This is a genomic window from Nostoc mirabile CHAB5784 (assembly GCF_020829645.1).
Taxonomy (GTDB): Bacteria; Cyanobacteriota; Cyanobacteriia; order Cyanobacteriales; family Nostocaceae; genus Nostoc; species Nostoc mirabile.
Window position 1 is genome coordinate 1 of record NZ_JAIVFS010000043.1, and the last position, 21,120, is coordinate 21,120.

The following is a 21,120-nucleotide window of genomic DNA, read 5'->3' on the forward strand; positions in this document are numbered from 1 at the left end:
AGATGAGGACAAGCGTTGGACACTTGCTTGCAACTATCCTTCGGCTTCGGTGCATTAGTAATGCTTTGGTAAATAACCTTATCCAGTCAGGATATTTGACTCATTACGTGCGCCATCGAATCGCACACGGAGATCAATATTATGACTTACGAAACACTAACACAGCAAGCAATTCCTAGTTCTTCTGTTGACGAACAAACCTTAGCCCAAGCAGAACTGTACAGCCACCTGGAAACCCAAGTCGAAGCTGTAGCACCAACCCAAGACCCTCTCACCAGCAGAGATCGCCGCATTATTGGCGAGATTATCGAAGTCCAACCCGAATCAGTCCGCACCATTTGGATCGAAGGCGGAATCACAGTATGGGTGCAGTTAGTCGGTGGCGGACGGCTACCCTTCGACCGCAACTGGTTCGCTACAAGAGTTGCAGAAGTCAAAGCAACGCTACCAGAAACACCACGGGAACGGAACGAACGCCTGAGCGATGAACTGGAAAAAGCCTGCACTGTTTTTGGTCTGTACCACGGGGAAATTGACTGGTTATCTTTCAGCACCAAACTCTACCAGGACGGGCGTTTAGTCGGCTTCGTCGGGTGCAATCAAGAAGAGTGGTACGCAAGACCAAGACAGTACGGGGTGAATCGTGTGGCTCCGAGTGCAGAACAAGTGATTGCCTCGTTAGGAGTCCGAACGGCAGTAGCGGCTTAGTTCTGGAAGTAAGAAAGGCGGTTGCACACCAAAAGAATTGCAATCGCCAACGAGTTTAGTCTCGAATAAACACAATCATGACACGAAGTACAGCAAGTAACCTCTCACTTCAAGATTCGGATTTCAATAACCATCAACTGAAAATTATGCGCCCTCCAGCAGATCCGAATGCACAGGTGTAAGAAATCCCTAGTTCTGGAAGTGAAAAAGGCGATTGCAGCCCAAGGGAAATGCTATCGCCTGGATAACAAATTTAAACAATCGAAATCATCATGGCATATTGCAATATGATTAGCCCATTTTCTCTTCAAACAGCCCAGTTGGATGAGCCAACAGAGAAAATACTCCTGCCTCCAACCGACCCCAACGCAGAGGTCATGGAAATCTCTGGTTACAAACTGGTTTACGTTGGCGGAGCTTGTCCCAGAAATTATCGAGTATACAAGGCTCATTCAATGATTGGGGTGATATTTCAGCATATCAACCACTGGTCTAACGGAGTAGATTCTCTTCGATATGCCAAGCCGGTTGATGCAGCAGTTGGGTTGGATGAATTTTTGAACGTGGCAAGGATAGTAACAACGGCTACAGAACAGCCACTTACAGAAGATGAATTACTCGATAAAGAATTTGATGCACTGACAAGTGACGAATGGGAGCGGTTAAAAAGGTACGTTCCACAAGCGAAACATTTGGTTGCAGTGTAATAAACGGGGTGGGCGTTCCTGCCCACTTCCTCAATAAGACTGTTTTACTTACATTCACAAATATAGCAATGGAAGCAATAGAAATCCTACAAGAATTCAACTCGTGTTACGTAAATATTCAGACGATCGCTCAAGATGAAAATTGGCTTTTGTTGATTGCGGATAAAAAGATTGACCCAGAGGCAGCGACTCACTTGGGCGATACATTGCATTATTTGGGCGAGGTAATGGGTTGTGTAGAACAAATCGTTGAAGTCAAGTTTAATCAGGAGGCAGAATAATGCAAGCAACAATATCAATTCCACACGGCTGGAAATACCCGCATTTTACATTAGGTCAACGTACACAACAAGGAATAATTATCGGCATCAAGTATTATCCAAGCGACAGTTTTTTAGCCCGTGAATCCGATGAAGGTTGGCATTATGTAGTCATGCCTGACATCAATTCTGAATCCGAAGAAAATCGATTAGAGAACGAGCTTGAACCACTGACACCATAGGAATTGAAAACACTTTTAGAAGCAGAGATAGCAAAACATTTACACCAAACTGAACTGCTCACTTATGAGTTAGAGGCAATTCCTGGCACTGTCATAAATAGCTAAGTCGAACACTATCCAGTATCAACGCAATTTTCAACAACAACAACGCAATTATGGAAACCATCAAAATCAACAACAGCGTCTTTTTCATTCCACCATCACAACCCAAACTGCAAGCAAACTGTGCGAAGGAATATGGACAATTCCTTCTCGATTGTCCTCCAAAACTCACGATTCTAGAAGCACAAGCAGGAGGATATCTCAAAGGTAATAAGGCTGACTTTGCAATCGCAATCTCTCGCCCTGACCGTGCATTGACTATCAACGAGAACTTCACCAACGAGCCATTTACTGAACTGTGGGTAATTCCAGTGGCAGGCGGACTCAAAGACCAGTTTAAGGGGCCAGCTTCGATGTTGCTTAGTTTTCTGATGCACCGTCGCAGTAAAGACAATTTTGCTGGATTGTACAATCACTTCGCCCATCGTGCCTTCCAGCAGTGGTGCGAAGAAGGGATGCCGGGAGATCCAAAAGAATTTTGCTATACGGCGATCGCTTCGGTACTGAAAAACTACATTTTCTGCTCCGAGTTTCAGAAAGTGGAAGGGACGCTTGGAACGTACTGGTTTATTCAGTGGAGCTATCGCAATCCCCAATCTGATTTTGAAAAAGATGCACTCGTTGCAGCAGAGATGATTCGCTCTGGTGCGGAATCTGGGGCAACACTTCATTGGGTAACGAATGATACTTACGAGCGCTGGGCTAGTAATGCTGTCACTGCACCAGCATTATCCCCGGTTTCGGAAACTGAGGCGAGGGCATCATTGCAAGGACAGAATCAGACAGCAATGCCGCAAGGTAACAAGCGGTAATTAGACATCACAACGGCGATTCACCTTTGAATCGCCACTACATAAATTAGCGGTTCAAACAAGTCAATGAAAATCAGTACTGTCTCAGTTAGTTATTCCAGAAAGTTCAATTTGGGTAATTACGAATCTCTTGAAGTAGGCTGTTCTTTATGGGCGCAAGTCGAGGATGAAGAAGATGCCGACGGTGTAGTTCAATTTCTTTATTATCAGGCAAAAACAGCAGTCAAAGAGGCTGCAATGCCTGTGATTAAAGCGAACGAATTCCAAATTAATAAAGCCAAATCTCAAAAGAAGGCAACAACTGATGAGGGTATTATGGAGGATTTATGAAACAGCTAACAGGTTTTATTCCCATCACAGCATTACCACCATCTACTGCGGCTTCTGCTAAACAACAACTGCTGGAAACAATTGAATGGCTACAATCTCAGGGAGCGGCAACTGAAACCAATCTCAATCTACTAACTGCAATTGTTGAGTCTATTCTTTGGTCTGAAGAATCATATACCCGATTTTTACAGTATGGGTTTGATGCAGCAATTGAGTTATTTGATATCAGTTCTCAGAACTGGGAGTTTGAAGAATCAACGTCATCACGTCATAATCCCAGGAATTGGGATGAGTACAAGCAGCTACAACATTAGTTGAGCCAGATTAAATCAACAAACTCATATCATAAAACTGTACGCAGTGAATTACAAAGCAGAGGAAATAAACAGATGAACCTTTGGTCAAGAATCGATTTAATTGCATTAACAAATGAACGCTTTTTAAGAGAGTATTACGATTTTATTTCTGATTACGATGGCGGATGGATGATTAAGTTCTTCTATCTGATTAAAGTAAATGTTGCCCTCTGGTTTGGATGGGAGTTACAGCCGGAATATGACGGTTGGCATTGGGGACTGGGGTATTTTGGAGAGGAATACCGATATGACTGGAATGCCCCAATAGGATCTTGTGATTGGCAGGAAATCTGTACTCCCGTCAGTTTTCTAAGATGGCAATATGGTATCGGAGAAAACTCTAATTACTAATCAAAAGGAATTTTTTTCAATTCTCATCATTTAAAAACCGTAGAGTCATAGCCAAGATTATGCCGAGAAAATCCACTCATCCCGCCCCTGCTGATCATTCCTCATTGTGCATACAATACCTCCGTCGTTGTCAGCACCCCGCACTGAAGTGACGGGGCTTCATGCCTCAACTTCAGTTAGCTGACCAGCCTTAGTTTCACTAACTACGTTTTTAAGGTTATGACACCGACGAATACTTTCCAGTTTGTCGCTCTGTCGTCAGTCGTTAAACAGCTTTACGAGGGGTAAGGCAGTGCGGCTGACCTAACAAGCCTTGAAAACATTGGCGAGGAACACGTTACCCGTTTTACGGAGATTTCCAATGTCCAACTTTGTCTTTGTTCTTGATACCGACAAACGACCGCTAAACCTAACTCATCCGGGTGCAGCGCGTCATCTGCTCAATACTGGAAAGGCTGCGGTATTTCGTCGTTATCCGTTTACCATCATCCTGAAAGAAGCCTGTCCCGACGTGCCCGTACAAGATTTAGAACTCAAACTAGATCCAGGCTCAAAGGTTACGGGCATCGCAATTAAGCAAGGCAACAAAGTCATCTTTGGAGCCGAACTGCAACATCGGGGACAACAAATTAAGAATGCGCTGCTATCTCGTCGCCAATTGCGACAAAGTAGACGGAATCGCAAAACTCGCTATCGGCAGGCGAGGTTTCTCAATCGCATCCGTCCTGATGGCTGGCTGGCTCCGAGTCTTCAGCATCGGGTTGATACCATTCTCACCTGGGTTAACCGACTCCGTAGGCTTGCACCAATTAGCAGTATTACTCAAGAGTTGGTGCGGTTTGACCCGCAACTGATGCAGAACCCTGAGATTTCAGGCGTTCAATATCAGCAGGGAGAGTTGCAAGGATACGAAGTGAGAGAGTACCTTCTGGAAAAATGGAATCGGAGATGTGCTTATTGCTCAATCGAGAACGTCCCTTTTGAGATTGAACATATTCAACCCAAATCAAGGGGCGGTTCTGATCGAGTTTCTAACCTTACGATTGCTTGCCATGCCTGCAATCAAAGCAAAGGGAATCAAGATATACGAGATTTTCTATCGGACAAACCTGATTTACTCAATCGTATTCTCAAGCAGGCAAAATCCCCACTCAAAGACGCTGCCGCCGTTAATTCAACCCGTTGGGCATTGTTTCACGCGTTGAAAGAAACAGGCTTGCTAGTCACAACTGGGACAGGCGGACAAACCAAGTTCAATCGCACTCGATTAGATATGCCTAAATCTCATTGGCTAGATGCGGCTTGTGTCGGTCAAGTCGAATCGCTTGAAGTGTTGACCTCAAATCCGTTGCTGATTACGGCAAAAGGACACGGAACGCGGCAGATGTGCGGCACTGACAAGTTTGGATTTCCCAATAGACATCGCACTAATCAGAAAAGCTGGTTTGGCTTTCAGACGGGCGACTTAGTACGTGCTGTTGTTGCGTCAGGTAAATTTGCAGGGCGATGGGTAGGGCGAATCAGTGTTCGTTCTCGACCGAGTTTTAAGCTAGCGTCCAGCAAGATTTTCGATGTTCATCCAAGATATCTACAGGTGATTCACCGTGCTGATGGTTATAGCTATACAGCTTAGGCGACTAAAGTCGCTGTTCGTTTTTCCTCCTTGCTCTAAAGAGACAAGGCTCCTAAACTTATCAGGAGTTTTATGCGGTGGCAGCGCTCGATTATGCACTATAAATTTTAGTCTGGGGGTGATTCAAACGTTAGTCAATCGCAAGCTGGTGAAAGTGACAAATACTGGTGCAGGTTTTTTTGTGGAGTTAGACGAAGCGAAATGAAAACCCAGAAAGTAACTCATCAATCATCCTTACCTTCAAACACCCGTAATAAATTAGTTCTTCGTCGGACTCGAAAAAGATTTAACCCCAGGATTTTTATCGACCGCACGATTGAAACAACTGCAATCGCCTCTCTGCTCTTGACTGGCTTTTCAGGAGTAGGGGCAATAGGGTCTTGGGGAATAGAGATTATCGAGACAAATGCTAACCCCAAGATAATCATCTCTGATTGGCAGCAACAGAAAAATATTTGCCTGGGTGGAATGCTGGTAAGTTTTTCCGCCTTCTTAGGCAGTTCTCTAGTCGGAGTAAGTTTCAGTATTCAACGAGATAAATTTTAGGTAGAGAAACAACGATGGAAATCAAATTAACCACATCACAGATCCGGACTATATTGCAAGGCTGCCAAAACAATTCGCAATTTTCAATTCGCAATTCGCAATTATGTCCCCACAACTAAAGGTACTTGCTTTAAATAATGATACTGGATGTTTTGATTTTTACATAATTAAAATTAGTTGCTCTGTCCTTAAAGGGATCAACTATTTAATTATGTCCTTCAAAAACGAATTGCGAATTGCGAATTGCGAATTGGAGATGATGTGGTGCTAAATGATGCGTTCAATGTTTTAGGGGAAGTAGTCAATGCAATTGATGACGTGGAACAAGCCACTCAACAGTAAACAGAAAGAATCTAAATTTAGAGGAGAAAAAAATGACATTAACTCTAGATAACCAGTCTCAAATCAGAGAATCTTCCTTAACTCAAGCATTACGGCAAATACAGGAGTTAAACTCCAAGATTCAGGAGCTAGAGCAGCACCATCAAGACTATGTGCGTTCGCAACAGAATTTGATTCGGGCGATCGCCGAAATCTGTATTTCTCCGATACAGGAAGTACAGGCGCTTCGTATTCTGATTTATAGGGGAGAAGCAGCTTGTCGGCAGTACTTGCGTTCACTGCTAATCAAACAGAGTCAGACTCCTGTTTAACGGCAGTGAACGCGGTTGTGAACAGATGGTGCAAAGTCCTTTTCCTGGAACTTTGCACCATTGAAGATATTTTGGAAAAAGAAATCAGAATTCATTCACAATTGTGAAAAAAGTTGTTCATCACTCTTAATTGTCGTGTTTTTCTCTGAGGGATTTGTTGATGAGGCGCTTGTTGCTACCTTCTGCATGAACAGCAAACCCTTTTTCCCAAAAAATCCGATGCAGTTCTGCTGGTTTCCATCCTTCAGCAGCAGCCATTGCTTCGGCTTCAGCTAGTAATGCAGTCGGAACCGCAAATTCAATCCGTGTCATTTTGGGCGCATTTGTTTCTGGCATTGTCTCAACAATCATAAATTTCTCCTCAATTATCAGGTTTCTTGTGGGATTATTAACCACTTGTCTTCAAAACTAGTTTATCATTAATAGAATTCTAATACCTTACTAGAGGGACAAGAAGCAAATAATGTCAATGGAGGGCATTCCGATCATGATCCGGCGCAAGTTAACAAAGATAGATAAATTTGCACAGACCCTGATAAATGAAAATGGTTGTTCAATTTGTCCAGGGGAATACGAGTATGTGTCCAGGGGATCTGTATTAATTAGACAGCATCTTGAAAGTTTTTTTGATGGCACTGGTGTACAACCACCATCACTCAAAACGGTAAAGAACTGGTTTTATAGCGATTGTCCTGATTGGGTAATCGCAGTTCTTTCTCGCGTCCTAGTTTCCCGAAATCAGGAAACTCCCCGATAATCCAAACTTCTATTGCTTACCTAGCGTGTGTACTTTACTCTTTAAACAGTTCAACAGTTCGACCCCAGAATGGAGCATTTAAGTGTTAAGCAATGCCGAACTTTATTAAGGATTCAATCAAAGGACACGATAAATAAATATCTGAAAACTCTGAACTTATTTGGACAAAAACGCTTGAGTTGGTCGGAGTTGCAACAAATTTTAGAACTCCAGATTTTCTTGGGACTAAAACATGGAAGAAATAGCAGGGAAAAATTCATCAAAATATCTCGTCAGGAGTTAGAACAGACATTTCAGACATACGGAGTTGATGTCAAGGCTAGATTAGCAGCATTACAAAAAATACATAGAGAGTCAGTACAGCAAAAACAGCATTGTGTCTCAATGTGATAAAAAAATGCCCTACTGACTTATTGTAGACTACAGGCTCCTACACCTGATTATATAAGTCTCTAAGTGCTTTTTGCCCTTGATGACACACTACACTCGTCTTGCCGAACTTGCCATAAATAACCTAAAAAAATCATTGCTGAAACCATAGATCAAAGTGTTACCTTAATACTACAAAGCTGAACTCCTTGTTATACATGGATTAAGCAGAACGTTAGCGAGTGAAGTGTACCTAATTCGATTCTGAAACCCCCGAAATTGGGTATATTTTTTTTAAAAAGCCGGGAGTTTAGTATTGCTGAAACAAGTACAAGTATCCATAAACACGGAGAAATCGGAATGTGTACAGAAAGGAAAAATATACAAAAACATCTCTTGATGGAGAGGTTGAGATAATAGAGAAAGAGTCAAGAAGTTCGTCAGGTTTGTTAGAATTTTGTGTAGCTATTCTGACGATTACTCTCTCGATTTTGACGGTGACTTTAATTTTGCAAAACTATGCCAGTAGTAATAGAGGATTGGATCGCCCAATCAACCAATTTGATCAGAGAATGTGAAAAGATTCGGGGAGCGAGAATCAGCTCACGCACATGGTATGAATGGGAGCGATTGGCGGGTGCAAGTTATGCACAAGGCAAGAAAGTAGCGAATAGGCAGTACACACAAGAGCAGACAGAATTGCTCTTGTGTTTGGCATGGTTACGTAGGCATTATCCAAAGAAAAAAGTGAGTTATCGGAGTTTGAGAGAGTTTTCTAAAAGTAATGAATGGAAATACGATGAAGTCTTGGAGAAATTCTGTAAACAAGAGCCATTTGTAGCAGATGAGGTCAAGGAGCCACCCCAAAAAATAGCCTTAAGTGAGGTGAAGAAATGCTGCGATCGGATTATGAACCGTGAGCTTTCCAGAAATTGTTGGGCGAGTTGGAAACAGTATTTGGGCATAGAGAAATACGAACGGTTCGTAGATGAAGGTATTGCCTCGTTGTTAACGTACATGGCGTGTTGGAGGCATGATTTTCCGACAAAAAAGTTTCCATTAGTGCGTCAATTGGTAGTGATGATGACAAGTTCATCACGTCGGGCGATGACGATGGAAACAGCCTCTAGTGCCAAGATGTGGCTGACTTGGCGGATGAGGGGGTGTAAAGGTAAAGACTTGCATAGGTATCTGGCAATGTGCGGATATAGAGTGTCGCTGCGTACTTTATATAAGTGGGGAGACTTTAGTCAGCGAAGGCATTACTCCCCATCCGAATTAGCAGAGTGGAAAAAAATAGCATCCAAAAAGAGGTGTGCATGATTCGATTACTGGACAAAATGAACAATGGTCTAGCCTTCACAATCAATTTTGTGTTGTGCGGAGAATATTGTAACTACTGTAACTAAGGAGAAAATATGGTACGCAAAGGTGAATTGACAGTACAAGGAGCAGAGGTAGAGACATCAATCGAACCGCAATCCAAAAAGATGGTCAAAGGCAGAGGGCAACAGATTGCGCCAGTGCCAAGTGCTTTTGCGCTGGTCATTGAACAGTTAGAAAATGCTTTTGACGACGACTTGCGCCTAGCAATTTTTGAGCGATTACTACGAGAGCAACAACAGATTGCTCAACAGGTGACAGAAGAAGAGAAGCTAACTAAAGCTGTGGAAATCGCTAGGTTAGAAGCAATTGAACAGGCAAGAGAAAAAGGGAAGCAATCAGCCAGAAAAGAGATAGCACAAAGAAAAAGAGAACAATTAGCAGGAGTGCAGAAACAGTTCATTGATGTAGACCTCGAAAAACTGATTGATAGTTGCGACTATTTACCCTATGAAACGATGAAACAAACTATTGATGGCTTTGCAGCCCGTGTCGGTGTGAAATTGGAATGGAAGGAACTATCCGATGGACAATTTGAATGCTTCGCTTGTGTCGCCTGAAGTACAGGACTTCATTGACACGGTAAAACAGGGGCGAGGGTTTAGCGATATCACCCAAATCGTCAGTGAAGAAGTACAACGACAAATTGAAACCCAATTGATGGAATTTCAAGCAGCGATCGCGGATTCCAATTTGGCTGCGATAGATGCAATGTCCCTTGAGTTGCAAAGGATTAAGGAAGAGTCGGCCACATTGAGCGGTGTGATGGAGAGATTAAGTGCTGCGGTTGCTCCTGACCTTCCACCAACAGAAGATGAGGTAGTGAGTTTTAGGCAGGCGATTGATAACCTCGAAAGATATGGCAGTATCATCCCCTCTCAATCAGACATTCTAGCTGCTCAATTGAGGATGCGGAATGGGCGTGCTTGGTCGCTGGTTTGGCAAGCTCTAGCCAAGATGTTGATTAAAAAATTGGAGAAAAAGTTTTGCAAACAGCCTACTTCCATAGAGCCTATTGGTGTTACGAAAAAAATCTCGGAATAGCCAAAATTCATTACGAGCCACTAGGGATTTTTGCGATTTTGTTTGAAGGTGGTGTGCCACAAGTTAATGTCAATTTCTTGGATAAGAATGAGTTCTCTTATTATTGGCAGAAATATAGAAAAGCCGGAGTGAACTTGCTTTTAGGAGTGCAGATTGACCGCGATGTTGAGTTAACCAGGGTGATTGAGCAGGATAACATTTTTAAGTTCCCTGAAATTAACTTAGAGGTCAAGTTAGAAAACAACGTCCGTTCTTTGCAAACTTTAGGGACAGCAGAATGGATTGAGTTTCAAGATGACGTGTTCGTAGAGTACCAGCCTTGTAAATCATTGATTCACGTTAGTTAAGCAAAAGCAAATGGCAAGAACAACACCGAAAACTGAACTGCCTAAAGATAGAGGATTAAATTTATCCGATTTAAACGGAGATATTAGCAATGCTTTAGTCTTTCCAGATTCTCATTTTGGCTTGGAGTCGGCTGTGTGGGAGAATGCCCAACGCATTGCCGATATGCTACCTGTGAATGTCAGAGCTTCTGGTGATCTCACAGATGAAGATATAGCCAATGCTGCGGAAAACGCTAAGGGCGCAGAAATTCAACTCAAAAATTGGACTGAGTACGATGCACTCACGTCTCGTTATTTGAAAGGTTTGATTAAAACCAGAGAGAAGCAAGCCTCTGTTGCTGAAAACGTTGGTGAGGCAAGGGTTACTCTTGCTGAATTAGAAAAGAATTTAGGAGTGTCTCTTGCCAATTTAGAATCCAAATTCCGGCAAATAGTTGGTGGTTCTCGTTCAGCCATAGCTGGTGTCCAGGATGATTTAGGAATCAGCTTGGGTAAAATTGCTGACCAATATTCAGAAAGTAAGACTAAGAAACAAGAAAAGCTCTACGCTGAAACCACCAAAAAAGAACCGACTCCCTACGAAGAACAAACCAGCAATTTAGTGACTCGGTTCCAGGAAATTAGAAATGCCCGATACTCTGGAACACCCGGCATTACACAACGAATTCAAAGGATAGCGAAATGACACCCAAGCAAATAACTATTTCATCAACACAGGAGAAAAATGTCACTTCTTTGTAGATTGTTAATTTGGATGTGTGGATTTATTATTGCCAGTGCAGTTGCTCAGTTAATTAGTCTACTCCCCTACAATACCTTGGTCGTAGGAGTAGGTGTAGTAATTACTTACTCTCAAGGGAAAAATAGTAACTCAATGTTGTTACAAATCATCGCTATTGGATTAGCTTTTGGGTGGGGTAAATGTTTCTTCCTTGGTTAAAAATTGGGGCGAGTGGGTTAGTTGCTCTGACGCTAACGTTAGGGGCCAACCCCAAAGATTTGAAATTATTCCTTCCCGGAAATATATTAGCGATCGCCCTAGCTAGTTATGCGGGTCTAGAATTACGAAAGTTACAAAAACATTACGAGGACAAGGAGCGAGAAGAAGATATGCTTGCCGCCATGAAGGATACCCAGGCTACTGAGCAGTTGCAGTATCTTTCATCAGCCTCCGAGCGCAAACGCTTAAATGTAGATGCAGACAAGGAGACAGAAAGACAACTGAAATTACTCCAACAAACAGCACCTTTGTTCAGTGAAGTGTTAACGGTAACTGGACAGAATGGAGCAGTTAGTCGTATGGCTTTGGGCATGATTCAGAATGGTGAAAGCCTGGGCAATGTACTGCTGGCGACATCAGAAGCAGAAATGCAACTAGAACAAGCGAAACTGCAAGCCCAAATTCATCACCGACAGTTGGAATTGCAGGCGCAGCAAGTACTCAAGAGTGCTAATGGTGAAGTGGTGACTGTAACGAATAGCGTCAAAGGAGTATCCGATGTTGCACCCCAATCACCCAAGATTCAGGGATTAACAAAAGCGGCGAAAGTTGTCGGACTTCAAACCCAATGTCTACGGGTTGATAAAGCACCAAGCTATGAAAGGTTAATTTTTTCAGTCAAAACAGAAGATTTCAACTCAATACCGAAATTTAAGGCTGCTTCTAAACTGGCACTGGGAATCGGTGATAAAGAGGATTTGCCCTTTTATATTTATGCCCCTGAACAAATGGCGGTAGAAGTTGCTCTGTTAGCAAAAGACCGCACTTACTACGACTTTCCCCAAAGGCAGTGGCAGCATGGCTCACGCTTAATAATTTTGGGTCAATCCCTTGATGGGGAAGTGATTATTGATTTGGCAAGTGAGGACACCCCACAAGTGTTGGTCGTTGGCACTACCGGCTCTGGTAAATCCAATTTCTTCCGTGCTGCTGCTTACTGTCTACTCATGCAAGGTGCAAGAGTCGATGTCTGCGGCGGCAAGGTCAGTGATTATGAGGATTTTGCTGATCGATTCCCCACTATTACCATGAACGATATGGCTAAAACATTTGAGTTTGTGGGCGAATATTATCTGGAGTGCGTGAGCCGGAACTCAATGACCAAAGCACAATTAGAGCAGCAGCAACCTTGGGTTTTGTTTATTGATGAATACAAAGGTACTGTCCCACTGGATGACAGTTTACGAAAAACTTATGATCAACAGTTGTGTGAAGTCGGTCGTCGGGGACGGGGGCTAAAAATTCATGTTGTTGTGGGCTTGCAACGTGAAGCCAAGCGCGGTAAAGAAGACCCCCAAGGTTTACCCCCTGATTTACGTGACAACTTACCTTGTCGAATTGCTTTTCGTTGTGTGGATGCTACTTCGGGTCGCATGATTTTGATGCGTCGGGGAGAGGCGGTCACATCCTTGCAAGGTCGTGGCGATGGCATTGTCCAGTCTGGTTTGTTGGATCAAAGGTTTCAAGCTTATCGATTTGATACAATCCCTTAATATGTTACCAAGTCAATTCATTGATGCTGCTGGTTTCCCGGAACGCTGGCAAGAGCGCGATTTGCAAGAATATCTTGCCAAACGTCTAACAGAACGTGGTTTTCATACCCAAACTGAAGCTCCTGCTAACGGAGGACGAGCCGATATTGTCACCAATTGGCAAGGTGGAGCGATCGTTGAGGTAAAAAAATACCTTGACCGCGACACCATTTATCAAGCTGTTGGTCAACTCAACCTTTACGGTCTGAACAACACGCATAAACTTGTGGTGATGGGTTTTCTCACACCTGATGCTTCGTCCCAACCATCAGCACTCAAGACGGCCTCAATGGTTGAACAAAATCCCCGCATACAAATCGTTTTCGTCAATACTGAAAAAGAATGGTTGCCGGGGAATAGAATTGCTCCCTCAAGGTTGGTGCAGTTCTTCTGGGAGCCAAAACTCTCATTACCAAACCTCGATTTGGGCAGTTTTATATGGTGGTTTCGAGTTGCCAAAGCTAATCCAATGCTTATGGTTATTGCAGCCACCTTGCTTTCTGTCATGGTATCCCAAATGAAGCGAGAGCTTAATTACTGTCAACAGACTAATCAGGTGTGGAGTTGTCTATTTTCTCCACCGATAAATTAATCCACTGAGAGGAAAAGTATGAATGGTACTGTTTTTAATATCGGAGTTACTACTTGTGGTTTTACAATGGCAACAATAGTAGAACATCATCCTCAAAATGTAATTGGAACATTTTGGTTGCCATCTACACAGAAGGATTACAACAAACTAACTTGTAAATGGGTAGATTATGTTCTAGAAGAGAATCAAGCACAAGCCCTTCTAGACGATATTGATATTTTAAGAAGTGAACCCCACTTGTACACTCACATGGTAATCCTTTTAACAGGAAATCCTCACCATCCAGGCGATTACTCTTTTATGGCTGGCATCACACGTTTTCTTGAGAGTACATCATTGCTTCAAGCGCTAGCCCTGCATAATATTCCAGCCCACACTGAAATCTCATATCCTGATTTATTTGACGATAAAAGTGCAGAAAATGCAGATTACAATATTTGGAGCAGACTCGAATGGCACTAAGAAAAGCTGAAATAGTTGCCTGATAAGAGGTTTAGAAAATTAATAGTTTTAAGGTCGGGAATCAGAATAATCTGGAACTCTCAGTTTGTGATCGCTGCTTCATTAGCCTACACTTTTCCAAAGTGATGAAACCTTTGTAAATAATACATTTGCGCTTTTCTTAGTGCCATTCGGAGCAGACTCAACCTAAATGACTGGAATGAATATATTCGCCTTTCTTTAGTTTCTGTTCATGGACAAGATATGTTGCAGCAATGGTGGAAACGATTAGCAAAATCTTCCTAATCATCCATAAGCTACTGCGCCGAAATGCCCAACTGTTGCAGCAATAGTTGGAGCTTGAAGCCGAACTATTAGAAGAGAATCCAGAATTAGCCCAAACTATTCACGCTCTCAATATGCGAGAGATTCAGAGTAATCAGCGAGGGCTAGAGAATGTTTTAGGTTCAGAAGAATCAGCGTCAAAGGAGCAAAGTATTTGGAGTTTTTTCCGGGATTGGGTGGGAGATAAATATAGCGGGACGCTAATATCTCTTTTTAAAAGCTGCTCTTAAAAGAGATAAGATATTAGTTAAAATCAATAACTTTCATAGTAATTTAAATGACTCGTTTTATTCACGATCAATTTGCTAAAGATTATTTGGAAGAGTTACTAAAACCTTATGGAGAAGTAAAAGCTTCTAGCCGTATAGCTGGTGAAGTTAGAGAGATTGATGTTTTATTTTCTCCTGTCCAAGAAGCTAATAATTTAGAGATGCTAGGACTTCTGGGAATATTTGCAGCTACACCTGCTATTTTTGAACCATTTCGGAATCCTGCCTCTGAAGAAGAAATCTGTGATTGTTTGCTGAAGTTATTGGAAGTAAGAGGTGCTTTACAACGCGAAGCTAACCGCAATAAAATCTCTATTAAAGAATTAGAAATTCCGAAATTGTGGATACTTTCTCCAACTGTATCTGTGAGAATACTTTCAGGTTTTAGTGCAATTCAGGCATCTAATTGGGTGTCTGGAGTATACTTGATGGGGGAGTATTTGCGAACAGCTATCGTTGTAATTCATCAACTGCCACGTACTCAAGAAACTTTGTGGCTAAGAATTCTCGGTCGAGGGAAAGTACAAAGGCAGGCTATTGATGAATTAGAAGCGCTATCATCTAATCACCCGTTTCGGAGAGCCACGCTAGAATTACTGTACAATTTACAGCAGAACTTGGTAATGTCTCAAACTGAAGAATCAGATGACAGGGAGTTAGTTATGCGATTAGCACCACTTTATCAGCAAGACCGAGAACAAGCTAGACAGGAAGGACAAGTAGAGGGAATTAAGCAAGGTGAAGAACGCTTAATTATACGTCAACTAAATCATCGTTTTGGTGAGATTGACTCTTCAGTACTTGAGCGAATTCGAGGTTTATCTACTGACCAGTTGGAGACTTTAGGAGAAGCATTTTTAGATTTTTCATCCCTCACTGATTTAGAAACTTGGTTAGACCAAAATCTCTAAATAGAAAATTTGTGCAATTATCCATGAAAGTAGCTGAAGAACCTTATTTTTTACCTGCTTGCAAACGCCCTTTTCTACCTTGTGTCACCTTCGGTTCTTCTTCCTTACTGGAGTTGACCATTTGTATCAAGTGCTGATTTAGATAACTTTGCGCCGAGATATACAAACTTTCCCAAATCTCTTGATTGCGGCTGATTTTTGTGCCAACTGTATTTCCTGCTGTTTTTTCCGACACCAAGTACTTACGGAAGTAGTTATTCCACAGGTGTTGGAGGAAATCTTCTGCGAATTCGTTAAACGGCAGAATCCATTTATAGTCTTTATCCAAAAATACCCGATAGGACGCAATTATCGGTAGTGCCAAGTCGGTTGGCGCACCAAACCCGAAAGAGTATTTGCTATCAGGCAATAACGTAGTTTTACGTATATCTATTGAAGCTAAATCGTTACTACCCTTCCTTCTGGGATTGCTGATATGGTCTTGAATTATTTCATAGAGTCTTTGCTCTATCCACAAAGCTTGAGAAAGCAGAGGCAGTAAAGCAGTTAATCTTTCCCTTTCTGCGTCTGTGATGTTACTTGGAAGACTCATCCCTGCTGGGTGTTTGGTTCGTTTATTGCCGTCGGGATTGTATTTATTTCTGTCGAGGCAGTAAAGCAGCTTCAGCAAATGGGTGACATTGCACTGAGCGTTTCTGGGAGCGCCGCTTTGGTTTTGGTAGTAGGCGATGCGGAATTTTCTATCTTCTTTCTGTTCTAAGTCAGCTAAATACTGCTTGAGAAATTTGTAATCACCTCTGGCGTTAACTTTGGAGCGAGAATCTACTGGCGTTGTGGTATTTGAAGCCAGGGCTATATCTTTGGCTGATTCTTCAGTTAGTCCAATGTGAATCGTAACTTTTACTCTGGCTTGGGTTAAATTGTAGTTGTAATTTTTTGCTTGCTCAAATGCTAAAACTGTATGCCCACCGTTGATAATTCCATCACTACCGCCCTCCGAGGCTTCTAAAATTTCCAGTTCGAGTTCAGTTTTGTTTTTGCTCTTGTTAGCTTTATTGGCTGACAGAACGATTCCACTGTGGCGAGAGAAGAATTTTGCAGGTTCGGTCGTCAGCGAGTCGAAGATTTGTCTGTAGGTTGCGCTTTTGCGGTTTGGTTCCCGAATGTTGGGTTCTAAGGGGAGGTCTATAGGGAAGCTGTCTACATGGGCTGTGGCGATAATGCAATTGGGATTGGCTTGAAAATAATTATCTATTTTTAGGTTCCAGGTCTTGGGCATACTTTGTTTGCAAGGAAAGGGGAATTTCTATGTTAACCAGAGGAAAATTTTTCGGGACACTTTTTGGAGCCGCACTGTCACTTATGACTGCGTTTCGGTTTCTGACCGGATTATTCGACGCAATTCTTCGATTGTCGTGGCTGTTTTTATCTGTTCTTTTATTGCCCGTAATTGTTCTATATCGTAAATCTGAGAAACTTCTTCCATGATAAACAGTTCAGAAGCACCAAACTTGAGTTCTAAACCTAATTCAATCCCTTCTAATAGTCCTAACCGGATACCACTGCGTTCAAAAGAAGTAACATACTGCATACGTTGCTCTGCCTCTATTTGTTCTACTTCAAAAAGAAACTCTCGCTCTAAATCTTGGGGGAGTGTCAACACCCAGTCTACAAAAGCCAACAAGTTTAGAACATCCTCACGTTCAAATCCCTGCTGGTACAATCTCCGCACTAAACTTAGTTTCTGCTGCTTACGTTGTAACCTGTCGCTCTTGGTTTGTACTGCTGCTAAATGTGCCATCACCACAGTCGCCAAAGGGTTACGGCTGGCTTCTAGCTCAGACTGTCTTTGTTGATAGTCTAACAATTTGACAACTGGAAACTGGAAATTTATCGTACAGCCAAAAAGACTGTAACCAAATTGATTCGGTCGCCAGTTAATACGCTCATCACCCAGGACTGCCAACGATGCAACAGATCGCTTATATCTATCGTAGATGCGGTAGTTGTAGATAAACATCCTTTCGCTAAAATCAGATTCTGACTGGGATTGGATTTCTAGATGTATCAGTATCCAGGATTCTTCGCCACCAGTGCGGTATATTTTTATCAGCTTATCTGCTAGTCGCTTCCCCAGTTCGGCATCGCGCACCACCTGCTCTAATTCTTTGTCCAAGAACTCAGGCTGTTGAGTCCAATCTATTTCCCCATGTGCTTGGGGAAAGAAAAACAGCATGAAGTCTTCAAAATACAGTTGTAGTATCTGTTTCCACGGCGAATCATATTCCGTTTGGGGGCTGGCATCGGTCATACTTGTTCCAGGGCGAACTCACGCCCTTGATTGTATTACTACTTGTGAGCCAGTGTATGATTTTAGGCTCTTGAATTAAACCCCTAAACGAAGAGTTAAACTATGATTTCAGACTCCAAAACACTCAATGTTTTCTCTTCCAAATCCGTCAAATAAGCCCGCTTCAGCTGACCCAGCGACTCCAAAAACTTCTGCACCGACTCCTCCAACGCACCCGAATACACCCGATTGATGCGTAGGCGTAGCCCGCCGTAGGCATCGCATATCTCCCGCGTCTGCTCACACTCGGCAGGGAGGTAATTGTAAGATTTGAGGTGCTGCAAGCCAACGGTGTACTCCCCATCCCAGGTTTTGACAGTGCAACTGAACTCATTTACTTGGCTGACAATCCCCCAACACCCACCCCTGCCTCTGAGTTCCGGGTTGTCTTTGACTATGATTTGGCAGACTTCGCCGATTTGGTAGGTGTTTGGTACTTTCGTCCTTTCCATTATGCGCTGCACCACATCTTTGACGATTCTACCAGTCGGTACTTTCCCGCCTGCAAGTTCTACTGCGGTTTGCCATACCTCCCACTGTTCTTGAGGTTCTAGCTTTGTTATGGGTCGGACTTGCCCTTCGCCATCGGTGACAGGTTAAGGTCATGAACAATTTGTCAATAAGCAATAGTGCTTAAAATTATGGGATAAATTGGGGTAGAAAACACAATTTTTAAGCTAGCGATCGCGTTAAATTTAAAAGCATCATTTATTCTTACCCTCAAAACCCAGTACAAAGCTTAATTTGTTACTTTATTAAGCGGCTGATTTATAGCGTAATTACTATTGACAAAACTAATTTTGCCTTAACCTGTCACCAATGGCCCTTCGCTAGTGGGCAAAATTTGTGATCCATTTGTTGTCAAATCTTCAGGCGGCGAATTTTGACAACAAATTGTTGTCAAATTTTCATAGACATCAGCTGCTGCAATCAAATAATTCGATTTTTGACGGCTATTGTCACTGGAACGATAACTTGGCAGAAAAGGACATCTTTTGCTTCCAATCAGCTATTGGACAAATTATGGTTCCAACAAAACAATTTTATAAATCAAAAAATTAATTTCTGCAAGATGGTTTTGTCCATCTCTAGTTTTTTGAGGACTTTTCCAAAGCTACTCTAGATGATAGCTTCCAGAAATCTTCAATAGTATGTTCTATATGGCTCATGCATTTATGTATTCGTTTTTGAGAAATTTGATGGTTTGATAATTCTAGGCTTGATAATTCTTTCAGTTGAAAATATGCAATAATTTGTCTGTAAAATCTTGTAGTTTCCGACTCAAATACTTTAGTGTTAAAAGCGATTAATGAACCAAGAATCTTAATTAGCTCTGATTGTAATGCGATTTCTGAGTGATATAATCCATCTGATTTGATATGATATTTCTCTAAATTTCCTAACCATTCTCCACAATGATTACAATATCCAGTCCGCGAGTTAGGAGCTATGATAGGTAATTTATGATTGCAATGAGGACATTGTGTAATTAGAGGATAATGATGTTGGGGGCATACTGCAACTGGCTCAAAAGACCAAAGTAATGGTTCGTATATAGGTAATTTATTTTGATGCCAATAGCTGTAGCATAAAGGGCACCAAGCTTTGCAATCACGAAGTAAATAAACATAAGTTATTAATTCATGCCAATGCATCATAGTTAGACAGGTTAAATCACTACGTAAAGTGAGAATTTCTAGAGATTCAACTAATTTAGATGTATACCAACCACTAAAGTTTAGTAACTTGATATGAGAACGATTTGTAAAAGTCCTACCAACAATTCCCTTACAAGATCCCGATAAGTCATCATGCCCCCAAAAAAATGGGTAGATTTTATGCTTGATTAATTTATCCGGGGTAACGCAATGAACCTCAGCTAAACGAATGAGATAACTAATTAAACTTTCACATTCAATAGCTCCAATATTAATTGGCTCTAAAAAATATAAAACACTACGTTCTGGGATATCTGGAGTATGCAAATCATAACTTCGATATAAGGTTAATTTGTCAAACTGCATTTTCGCTCCCTATTGAATCTCGTCTTGGCTTACGAATTTCCAGTAATTTTCTTCGTTTTTTCGGCTCAATATCTTGAGATTTTATTTCAGGTTGTGAGGTTGTTTGATGTTTGGATATAGGTGGACAGCGTAAACCTAAGTCTTGATATAACTCTTCTATCTTTCCTTCAATTTCTGCATATCTAGCTTCTCCTTGTTTAATATGTTTGAGAATATTTCGACATTGACCAACTGATAAAGCCCTTTTCTCTAAATGTTTGAGCGTAACAGTAGGAGCATCTTCATTTAATGCTTCTCCAAGGGCATTTCTTGACCAATTTTTGAGGATACCAACACATCCTAAGCTGCGTGAATACAAATATTCCCAATGCGATAGAAAATCTGGTGGCTCTTTTGTTGGTATTTGACACTGAAAATTCCAAATTACTGAGTGCCAAATTTCTCTATCTTCTATAAATTCGGCATTGTAACGAGGCAGATGAACATAAATACTACGTCTACTTAATTGGTCGCCTATATCATGAAGGGTTAGTAAATCATAAGTTCCAATTAATCCATGCAAAACTTGAGTGAGAGAAGCTAATGATTTAATTGCTTCAGGTACGTCTGTTAGTTTTCTTCCACTAGCTACAGCTAATAAATGATGCGCTTCATCAATAAAAAATATTTTCGGTCTTCTCTGTTTCAAAGCTTGCTCTAGTGCCCATCCTAATTCAGTCTCTAAAATTGCTGGTTTAATTATTAATTGACCATCAGAATTATGATATACGCCCGAAGTTCCATAATTTATCTTATTTTCAATTAGCTCTGGTGCTTCTGCCAGTGCATATAAGCAACGTTGTCGATTAAATTGGCCAAAAATAGTGGTGAATTTCCCAATAATTCTTCAGTTATAACTAGTAAGCCTCAGTCATAAATTAGACAATTAATTTTTGTTAAAGTTGCCCCATTATTTTGTTGATAATCTATTCTTAACCTTCACACTTAAAGCATTACTTGTTTGACGATTGTCGTTGAAGTAAGCACTACGTAAAATTGTTCGACTCTAATTGTTGA

General features: G+C 41.7%; 30 protein-coding genes. 24 read left to right on the forward strand and 6 right to left on the reverse strand.

Annotated features, from left to right (window positions below):
• Positions 1-141 precede the first annotated feature (141 nt).
• The 11 genes from LC653_RS24390 (at position 142) to LC653_RS24440 (ending at position 6,700) form a co-directional block, all read left to right on the forward strand.
• The gene (locus LC653_RS24390) at positions 142-708 is read left to right on the forward strand and encodes a hypothetical protein (RefSeq protein ID WP_229497303.1); all 567 of its coding nucleotides are present in this window, start codon (positions 142-144) and stop codon (positions 706-708) included.
• Between the two features lie 272 nt (positions 709-980).
• Complete coding sequence (locus LC653_RS24395; protein ID WP_229497304.1) at positions 981-1,415, forward strand: hypothetical protein; 435 nt, start codon at positions 981-983, stop codon at positions 1,413-1,415.
• A gap of 68 nt (positions 1,416-1,483) precedes the next feature.
• Positions 1,484-1,696, forward strand: a complete 213-nt coding sequence (locus LC653_RS24400) for a hypothetical protein (RefSeq protein ID WP_229497305.1) — start codon at positions 1,484-1,486, stop codon at positions 1,694-1,696.
• Positions 1,696-1,917, forward strand: a complete 222-nt coding sequence (locus tag LC653_RS24405) for a hypothetical protein (RefSeq protein ID WP_229497306.1) — start codon at positions 1,696-1,698, stop codon at positions 1,915-1,917. Before LC653_RS24400 ends, LC653_RS24405 begins: the two co-directional genes overlap by 1 nt.
• A 155-nt stretch (positions 1,918-2,072) precedes the next feature.
• Complete coding sequence (locus LC653_RS24410; RefSeq protein WP_229497307.1) at positions 2,073-2,831, forward strand: hypothetical protein; 759 nt, start codon at positions 2,073-2,075, stop codon at positions 2,829-2,831.
• A 66-nt stretch (positions 2,832-2,897) separates the two neighbouring features.
• Complete coding sequence (locus LC653_RS24415) at positions 2,898-3,161, forward strand: hypothetical protein (RefSeq protein WP_229497308.1); 264 nt, start codon at positions 2,898-2,900, stop codon at positions 3,159-3,161.
• Complete coding sequence (locus LC653_RS24420; RefSeq protein ID WP_229497309.1) at positions 3,158-3,475, forward strand: hypothetical protein; 318 nt, start codon at positions 3,158-3,160, stop codon at positions 3,473-3,475. Before LC653_RS24415 ends, LC653_RS24420 begins: the two co-directional genes overlap by 4 nt.
• Positions 3,476-3,550: 75 nt before the next feature.
• The gene (locus LC653_RS24425) at positions 3,551-3,868 is read left to right on the forward strand and encodes a hypothetical protein (RefSeq protein ID WP_229497310.1); all 318 of its coding nucleotides are present in this window, start codon (positions 3,551-3,553) and stop codon (positions 3,866-3,868) included.
• Positions 3,869-4,229: 361 nt separating this feature from the next.
• The gene (gene iscB, locus LC653_RS24430; RefSeq protein ID WP_229497311.1) at positions 4,230-5,501 is read left to right on the forward strand and encodes an RNA-guided endonuclease IscB; all 1,272 of its coding nucleotides are present in this window, start codon (positions 4,230-4,232) and stop codon (positions 5,499-5,501) included.
• A gap of 201 nt (positions 5,502-5,702) precedes the next feature.
• On the forward strand, positions 5,703-6,047 hold the full coding sequence (locus LC653_RS24435; RefSeq protein ID WP_229497312.1) for a hypothetical protein: 345 nt from the start codon (positions 5,703-5,705) through the stop codon (positions 6,045-6,047).
• A gap of 374 nt (positions 6,048-6,421) precedes the next feature.
• On the forward strand, positions 6,422-6,700 hold the full coding sequence (locus tag LC653_RS24440; RefSeq protein ID WP_229497313.1) for a hypothetical protein: 279 nt from the start codon (positions 6,422-6,424) through the stop codon (positions 6,698-6,700).
• A 126-nt stretch (positions 6,701-6,826) separates the two neighbouring features.
• Here the strand turns inward: LC653_RS24440 and LC653_RS24445 are convergent, their stop codons facing one another.
• A complete protein-coding gene (locus tag LC653_RS24445) occupies positions 6,827-7,051 on the reverse strand; it encodes a hypothetical protein (RefSeq protein WP_229497314.1) in 225 nt (74 codons plus the stop codon).
• 136 nt (positions 7,052-7,187) lie between these two features.
• Between LC653_RS24445 and LC653_RS24450 the strand changes: the two genes are divergently transcribed.
• From LC653_RS24450 to LC653_RS24510, 13 genes are all read left to right on the forward strand, one after another.
• Positions 7,188-7,457 carry a hypothetical protein gene (locus LC653_RS24450; RefSeq protein WP_229497315.1) on the forward strand — a complete coding sequence of 90 codons (270 nt, stop codon included), beginning with the start codon at positions 7,188-7,190 and terminating at the stop codon, positions 7,455-7,457.
• A gap of 69 nt (positions 7,458-7,526) precedes the next feature.
• The gene (locus LC653_RS24455) at positions 7,527-7,847 is read left to right on the forward strand and encodes a hypothetical protein (protein ID WP_229497316.1); all 321 of its coding nucleotides are present in this window, start codon (positions 7,527-7,529) and stop codon (positions 7,845-7,847) included.
• 498 nt (positions 7,848-8,345) lie between these two features.
• Positions 8,346-9,149, forward strand: a complete 804-nt coding sequence (locus LC653_RS24460) for a hypothetical protein (RefSeq protein ID WP_229497317.1) — start codon at positions 8,346-8,348, stop codon at positions 9,147-9,149.
• A gap of 95 nt (positions 9,150-9,244) precedes the next feature.
• Entirely contained in the window at positions 9,245-9,769 is a 525-nt protein-coding gene (locus LC653_RS24465) for a hypothetical protein (RefSeq protein ID WP_229497318.1), read from the forward strand.
• The gene (locus LC653_RS24470) at positions 9,735-10,253 is read left to right on the forward strand and encodes a hypothetical protein (protein WP_100902284.1); all 519 of its coding nucleotides are present in this window, start codon (positions 9,735-9,737) and stop codon (positions 10,251-10,253) included. The genes LC653_RS24465 and LC653_RS24470 overlap by 35 nt, the downstream gene beginning before the upstream one ends.
• Positions 10,196-10,600, forward strand: coding sequence for a hypothetical protein (locus LC653_RS24475; RefSeq protein ID WP_229497319.1), 405 nt, complete (start codon positions 10,196-10,198; stop codon positions 10,598-10,600). Before LC653_RS24470 ends, LC653_RS24475 begins: the two co-directional genes overlap by 58 nt.
• Positions 10,601-10,610: 10 nt before the next feature.
• Positions 10,611-11,285 carry a hypothetical protein gene (locus LC653_RS24480; protein ID WP_229497320.1) on the forward strand — a complete coding sequence of 225 codons (675 nt, stop codon included), beginning with the start codon at positions 10,611-10,613 and terminating at the stop codon, positions 11,283-11,285.
• A 39-nt stretch (positions 11,286-11,324) separates the two neighbouring features.
• Positions 11,325-11,540, forward strand: a complete 216-nt coding sequence (locus LC653_RS24485; protein WP_229497321.1) for a hypothetical protein — start codon at positions 11,325-11,327, stop codon at positions 11,538-11,540.
• On the forward strand, positions 11,522-13,093 hold the full coding sequence (locus LC653_RS24490) for a P-loop NTPase family protein (RefSeq protein ID WP_229497322.1): 1,572 nt from the start codon (positions 11,522-11,524) through the stop codon (positions 13,091-13,093). The genes LC653_RS24485 and LC653_RS24490 overlap by 19 nt, the downstream gene beginning before the upstream one ends.
• A gap of 1 nt (position 13,094) precedes the next feature.
• Entirely contained in the window at positions 13,095-13,724 is a 630-nt protein-coding gene (locus LC653_RS24495) for a PDDEXK family nuclease (RefSeq protein ID WP_229497323.1), read from the forward strand.
• Positions 13,725-13,742: 18 nt separating this feature from the next.
• On the forward strand, positions 13,743-14,186 hold the full coding sequence (locus LC653_RS24500) for a hypothetical protein (RefSeq protein ID WP_229497324.1): 444 nt from the start codon (positions 13,743-13,745) through the stop codon (positions 14,184-14,186).
• A gap of 332 nt (positions 14,187-14,518) precedes the next feature.
• Positions 14,519-14,740 carry a hypothetical protein gene (locus tag LC653_RS24505; RefSeq protein ID WP_229497325.1) on the forward strand — a complete coding sequence of 74 codons (222 nt, stop codon included), beginning with the start codon at positions 14,519-14,521 and terminating at the stop codon, positions 14,738-14,740.
• A 47-nt stretch (positions 14,741-14,787) separates the two neighbouring features.
• Positions 14,788-15,690, forward strand: coding sequence for a DUF4351 domain-containing protein (locus LC653_RS24510; RefSeq protein ID WP_229497326.1), 903 nt, complete (start codon positions 14,788-14,790; stop codon positions 15,688-15,690).
• Positions 15,691-15,733: 43 nt separating this feature from the next.
• On the opposite strand, the gene LC653_RS24515 is transcribed toward LC653_RS24510, so the two are convergent.
• The 5 genes from LC653_RS24515 to LC653_RS24535 all read right to left on the reverse strand — a co-directional run bounded on the left by LC653_RS24515 (position 15,734) and on the right by LC653_RS24535 (position 20,752).
• The gene (locus tag LC653_RS24515; RefSeq protein ID WP_229497327.1) at positions 15,734-16,969 is read right to left on the reverse strand and encodes an AIPR family protein; all 1,236 of its coding nucleotides are present in this window, start codon (positions 16,967-16,969) and stop codon (positions 15,734-15,736) included.
• 81 nt (positions 16,970-17,050) lie between these two features.
• Positions 17,051-18,001, reverse strand: coding sequence for an RpnC/YadD family protein (locus LC653_RS24520; RefSeq protein WP_229497328.1), 951 nt, complete (start codon positions 17,999-18,001; stop codon positions 17,051-17,053).
• Positions 18,002-18,096: 95 nt separating this feature from the next.
• On the reverse strand, positions 18,097-18,492 hold the full coding sequence (locus LC653_RS24525) for a hypothetical protein (RefSeq protein ID WP_229497329.1): 396 nt from the start codon (positions 18,490-18,492) through the stop codon (positions 18,097-18,099).
• A 636-nt stretch (positions 18,493-19,128) separates the two neighbouring features.
• On the reverse strand, positions 19,129-20,064 hold the full coding sequence (locus LC653_RS24530; protein ID WP_229497330.1) for a TniQ family protein: 936 nt from the start codon (positions 20,062-20,064) through the stop codon (positions 19,129-19,131).
• Complete coding sequence (locus LC653_RS24535; RefSeq protein ID WP_229497331.1) at positions 20,054-20,752, reverse strand: hypothetical protein; 699 nt, start codon at positions 20,750-20,752, stop codon at positions 20,054-20,056. Before LC653_RS24535 ends, LC653_RS24530 begins: the two co-directional genes overlap by 11 nt.
• Positions 20,753-21,120 lie beyond the last annotated feature (368 nt).

Coding starts and splice junctions, on each gene's coding strand:
- LC653_RS24390 (WP_229497303.1), top strand. CDS start 142: ATGACTTACGAAACACTAACACAGCAAGCAATTCCTAGTTCTTCTGTT.
- LC653_RS24395 (WP_229497304.1), top strand. CDS start 981: ATGGCATATTGCAATATGATTAGCCCATTTTCTCTTCAAACAGCCCAG.
- LC653_RS24400 (WP_229497305.1), top strand. CDS start 1,484: ATGGAAGCAATAGAAATCCTACAAGAATTCAACTCGTGTTACGTAAAT.
- LC653_RS24405 (WP_229497306.1), top strand. CDS start 1,696: ATGCAAGCAACAATATCAATTCCACACGGCTGGAAATACCCGCATTTT.
- LC653_RS24410 (WP_229497307.1), top strand. CDS start 2,073: ATGGAAACCATCAAAATCAACAACAGCGTCTTTTTCATTCCACCATCA.
- LC653_RS24415 (WP_229497308.1), top strand. CDS start 2,898: ATGAAAATCAGTACTGTCTCAGTTAGTTATTCCAGAAAGTTCAATTTG.
- LC653_RS24420 (WP_229497309.1), top strand. CDS start 3,158: ATGAAACAGCTAACAGGTTTTATTCCCATCACAGCATTACCACCATCT.
- LC653_RS24425 (WP_229497310.1), top strand. CDS start 3,551: ATGAACCTTTGGTCAAGAATCGATTTAATTGCATTAACAAATGAACGC.
- iscB (WP_229497311.1), top strand. CDS start 4,230: ATGTCCAACTTTGTCTTTGTTCTTGATACCGACAAACGACCGCTAAAC.
- LC653_RS24435 (WP_229497312.1), top strand. CDS start 5,703: ATGAAAACCCAGAAAGTAACTCATCAATCATCCTTACCTTCAAACACC.
- LC653_RS24440 (WP_229497313.1), top strand. CDS start 6,422: ATGACATTAACTCTAGATAACCAGTCTCAAATCAGAGAATCTTCCTTA.
- LC653_RS24445 (WP_229497314.1), bottom strand. CDS start 7,051: ATGATTGTTGAGACAATGCCAGAAACAAATGCGCCCAAAATGACACGG.
- LC653_RS24450 (WP_229497315.1), top strand. CDS start 7,188: ATGATCCGGCGCAAGTTAACAAAGATAGATAAATTTGCACAGACCCTG.
- LC653_RS24455 (WP_229497316.1), top strand. CDS start 7,527: ATGGAGCATTTAAGTGTTAAGCAATGCCGAACTTTATTAAGGATTCAA.
- LC653_RS24460 (WP_229497317.1), top strand. CDS start 8,346: ATGCCAGTAGTAATAGAGGATTGGATCGCCCAATCAACCAATTTGATC.
- LC653_RS24465 (WP_229497318.1), top strand. CDS start 9,245: ATGGTACGCAAAGGTGAATTGACAGTACAAGGAGCAGAGGTAGAGACA.
- LC653_RS24470 (WP_100902284.1), top strand. CDS start 9,735: ATGGACAATTTGAATGCTTCGCTTGTGTCGCCTGAAGTACAGGACTTC.
- LC653_RS24480 (WP_229497320.1), top strand. CDS start 10,611: ATGGCAAGAACAACACCGAAAACTGAACTGCCTAAAGATAGAGGATTA.
- LC653_RS24485 (WP_229497321.1), top strand. CDS start 11,325: ATGTCACTTCTTTGTAGATTGTTAATTTGGATGTGTGGATTTATTATT.
- LC653_RS24490 (WP_229497322.1), top strand. CDS start 11,522: ATGTTTCTTCCTTGGTTAAAAATTGGGGCGAGTGGGTTAGTTGCTCTG.
- LC653_RS24495 (WP_229497323.1), top strand. CDS start 13,095: ATGTTACCAAGTCAATTCATTGATGCTGCTGGTTTCCCGGAACGCTGG.
- LC653_RS24500 (WP_229497324.1), top strand. CDS start 13,743: ATGAATGGTACTGTTTTTAATATCGGAGTTACTACTTGTGGTTTTACA.
- LC653_RS24510 (WP_229497326.1), top strand. CDS start 14,788: ATGACTCGTTTTATTCACGATCAATTTGCTAAAGATTATTTGGAAGAG.
- LC653_RS24515 (WP_229497327.1), bottom strand. CDS start 16,969: ATGCCCAAGACCTGGAACCTAAAAATAGATAATTATTTTCAAGCCAAT.
- LC653_RS24520 (WP_229497328.1), bottom strand. CDS start 18,001: ATGACCGATGCCAGCCCCCAAACGGAATATGATTCGCCGTGGAAACAG.
- LC653_RS24525 (WP_229497329.1), bottom strand. CDS start 18,492: ATGGAAAGGACGAAAGTACCAAACACCTACCAAATCGGCGAAGTCTGC.
- LC653_RS24530 (WP_229497330.1), bottom strand. CDS start 20,064: ATGCAGTTTGACAAATTAACCTTATATCGAAGTTATGATTTGCATACT.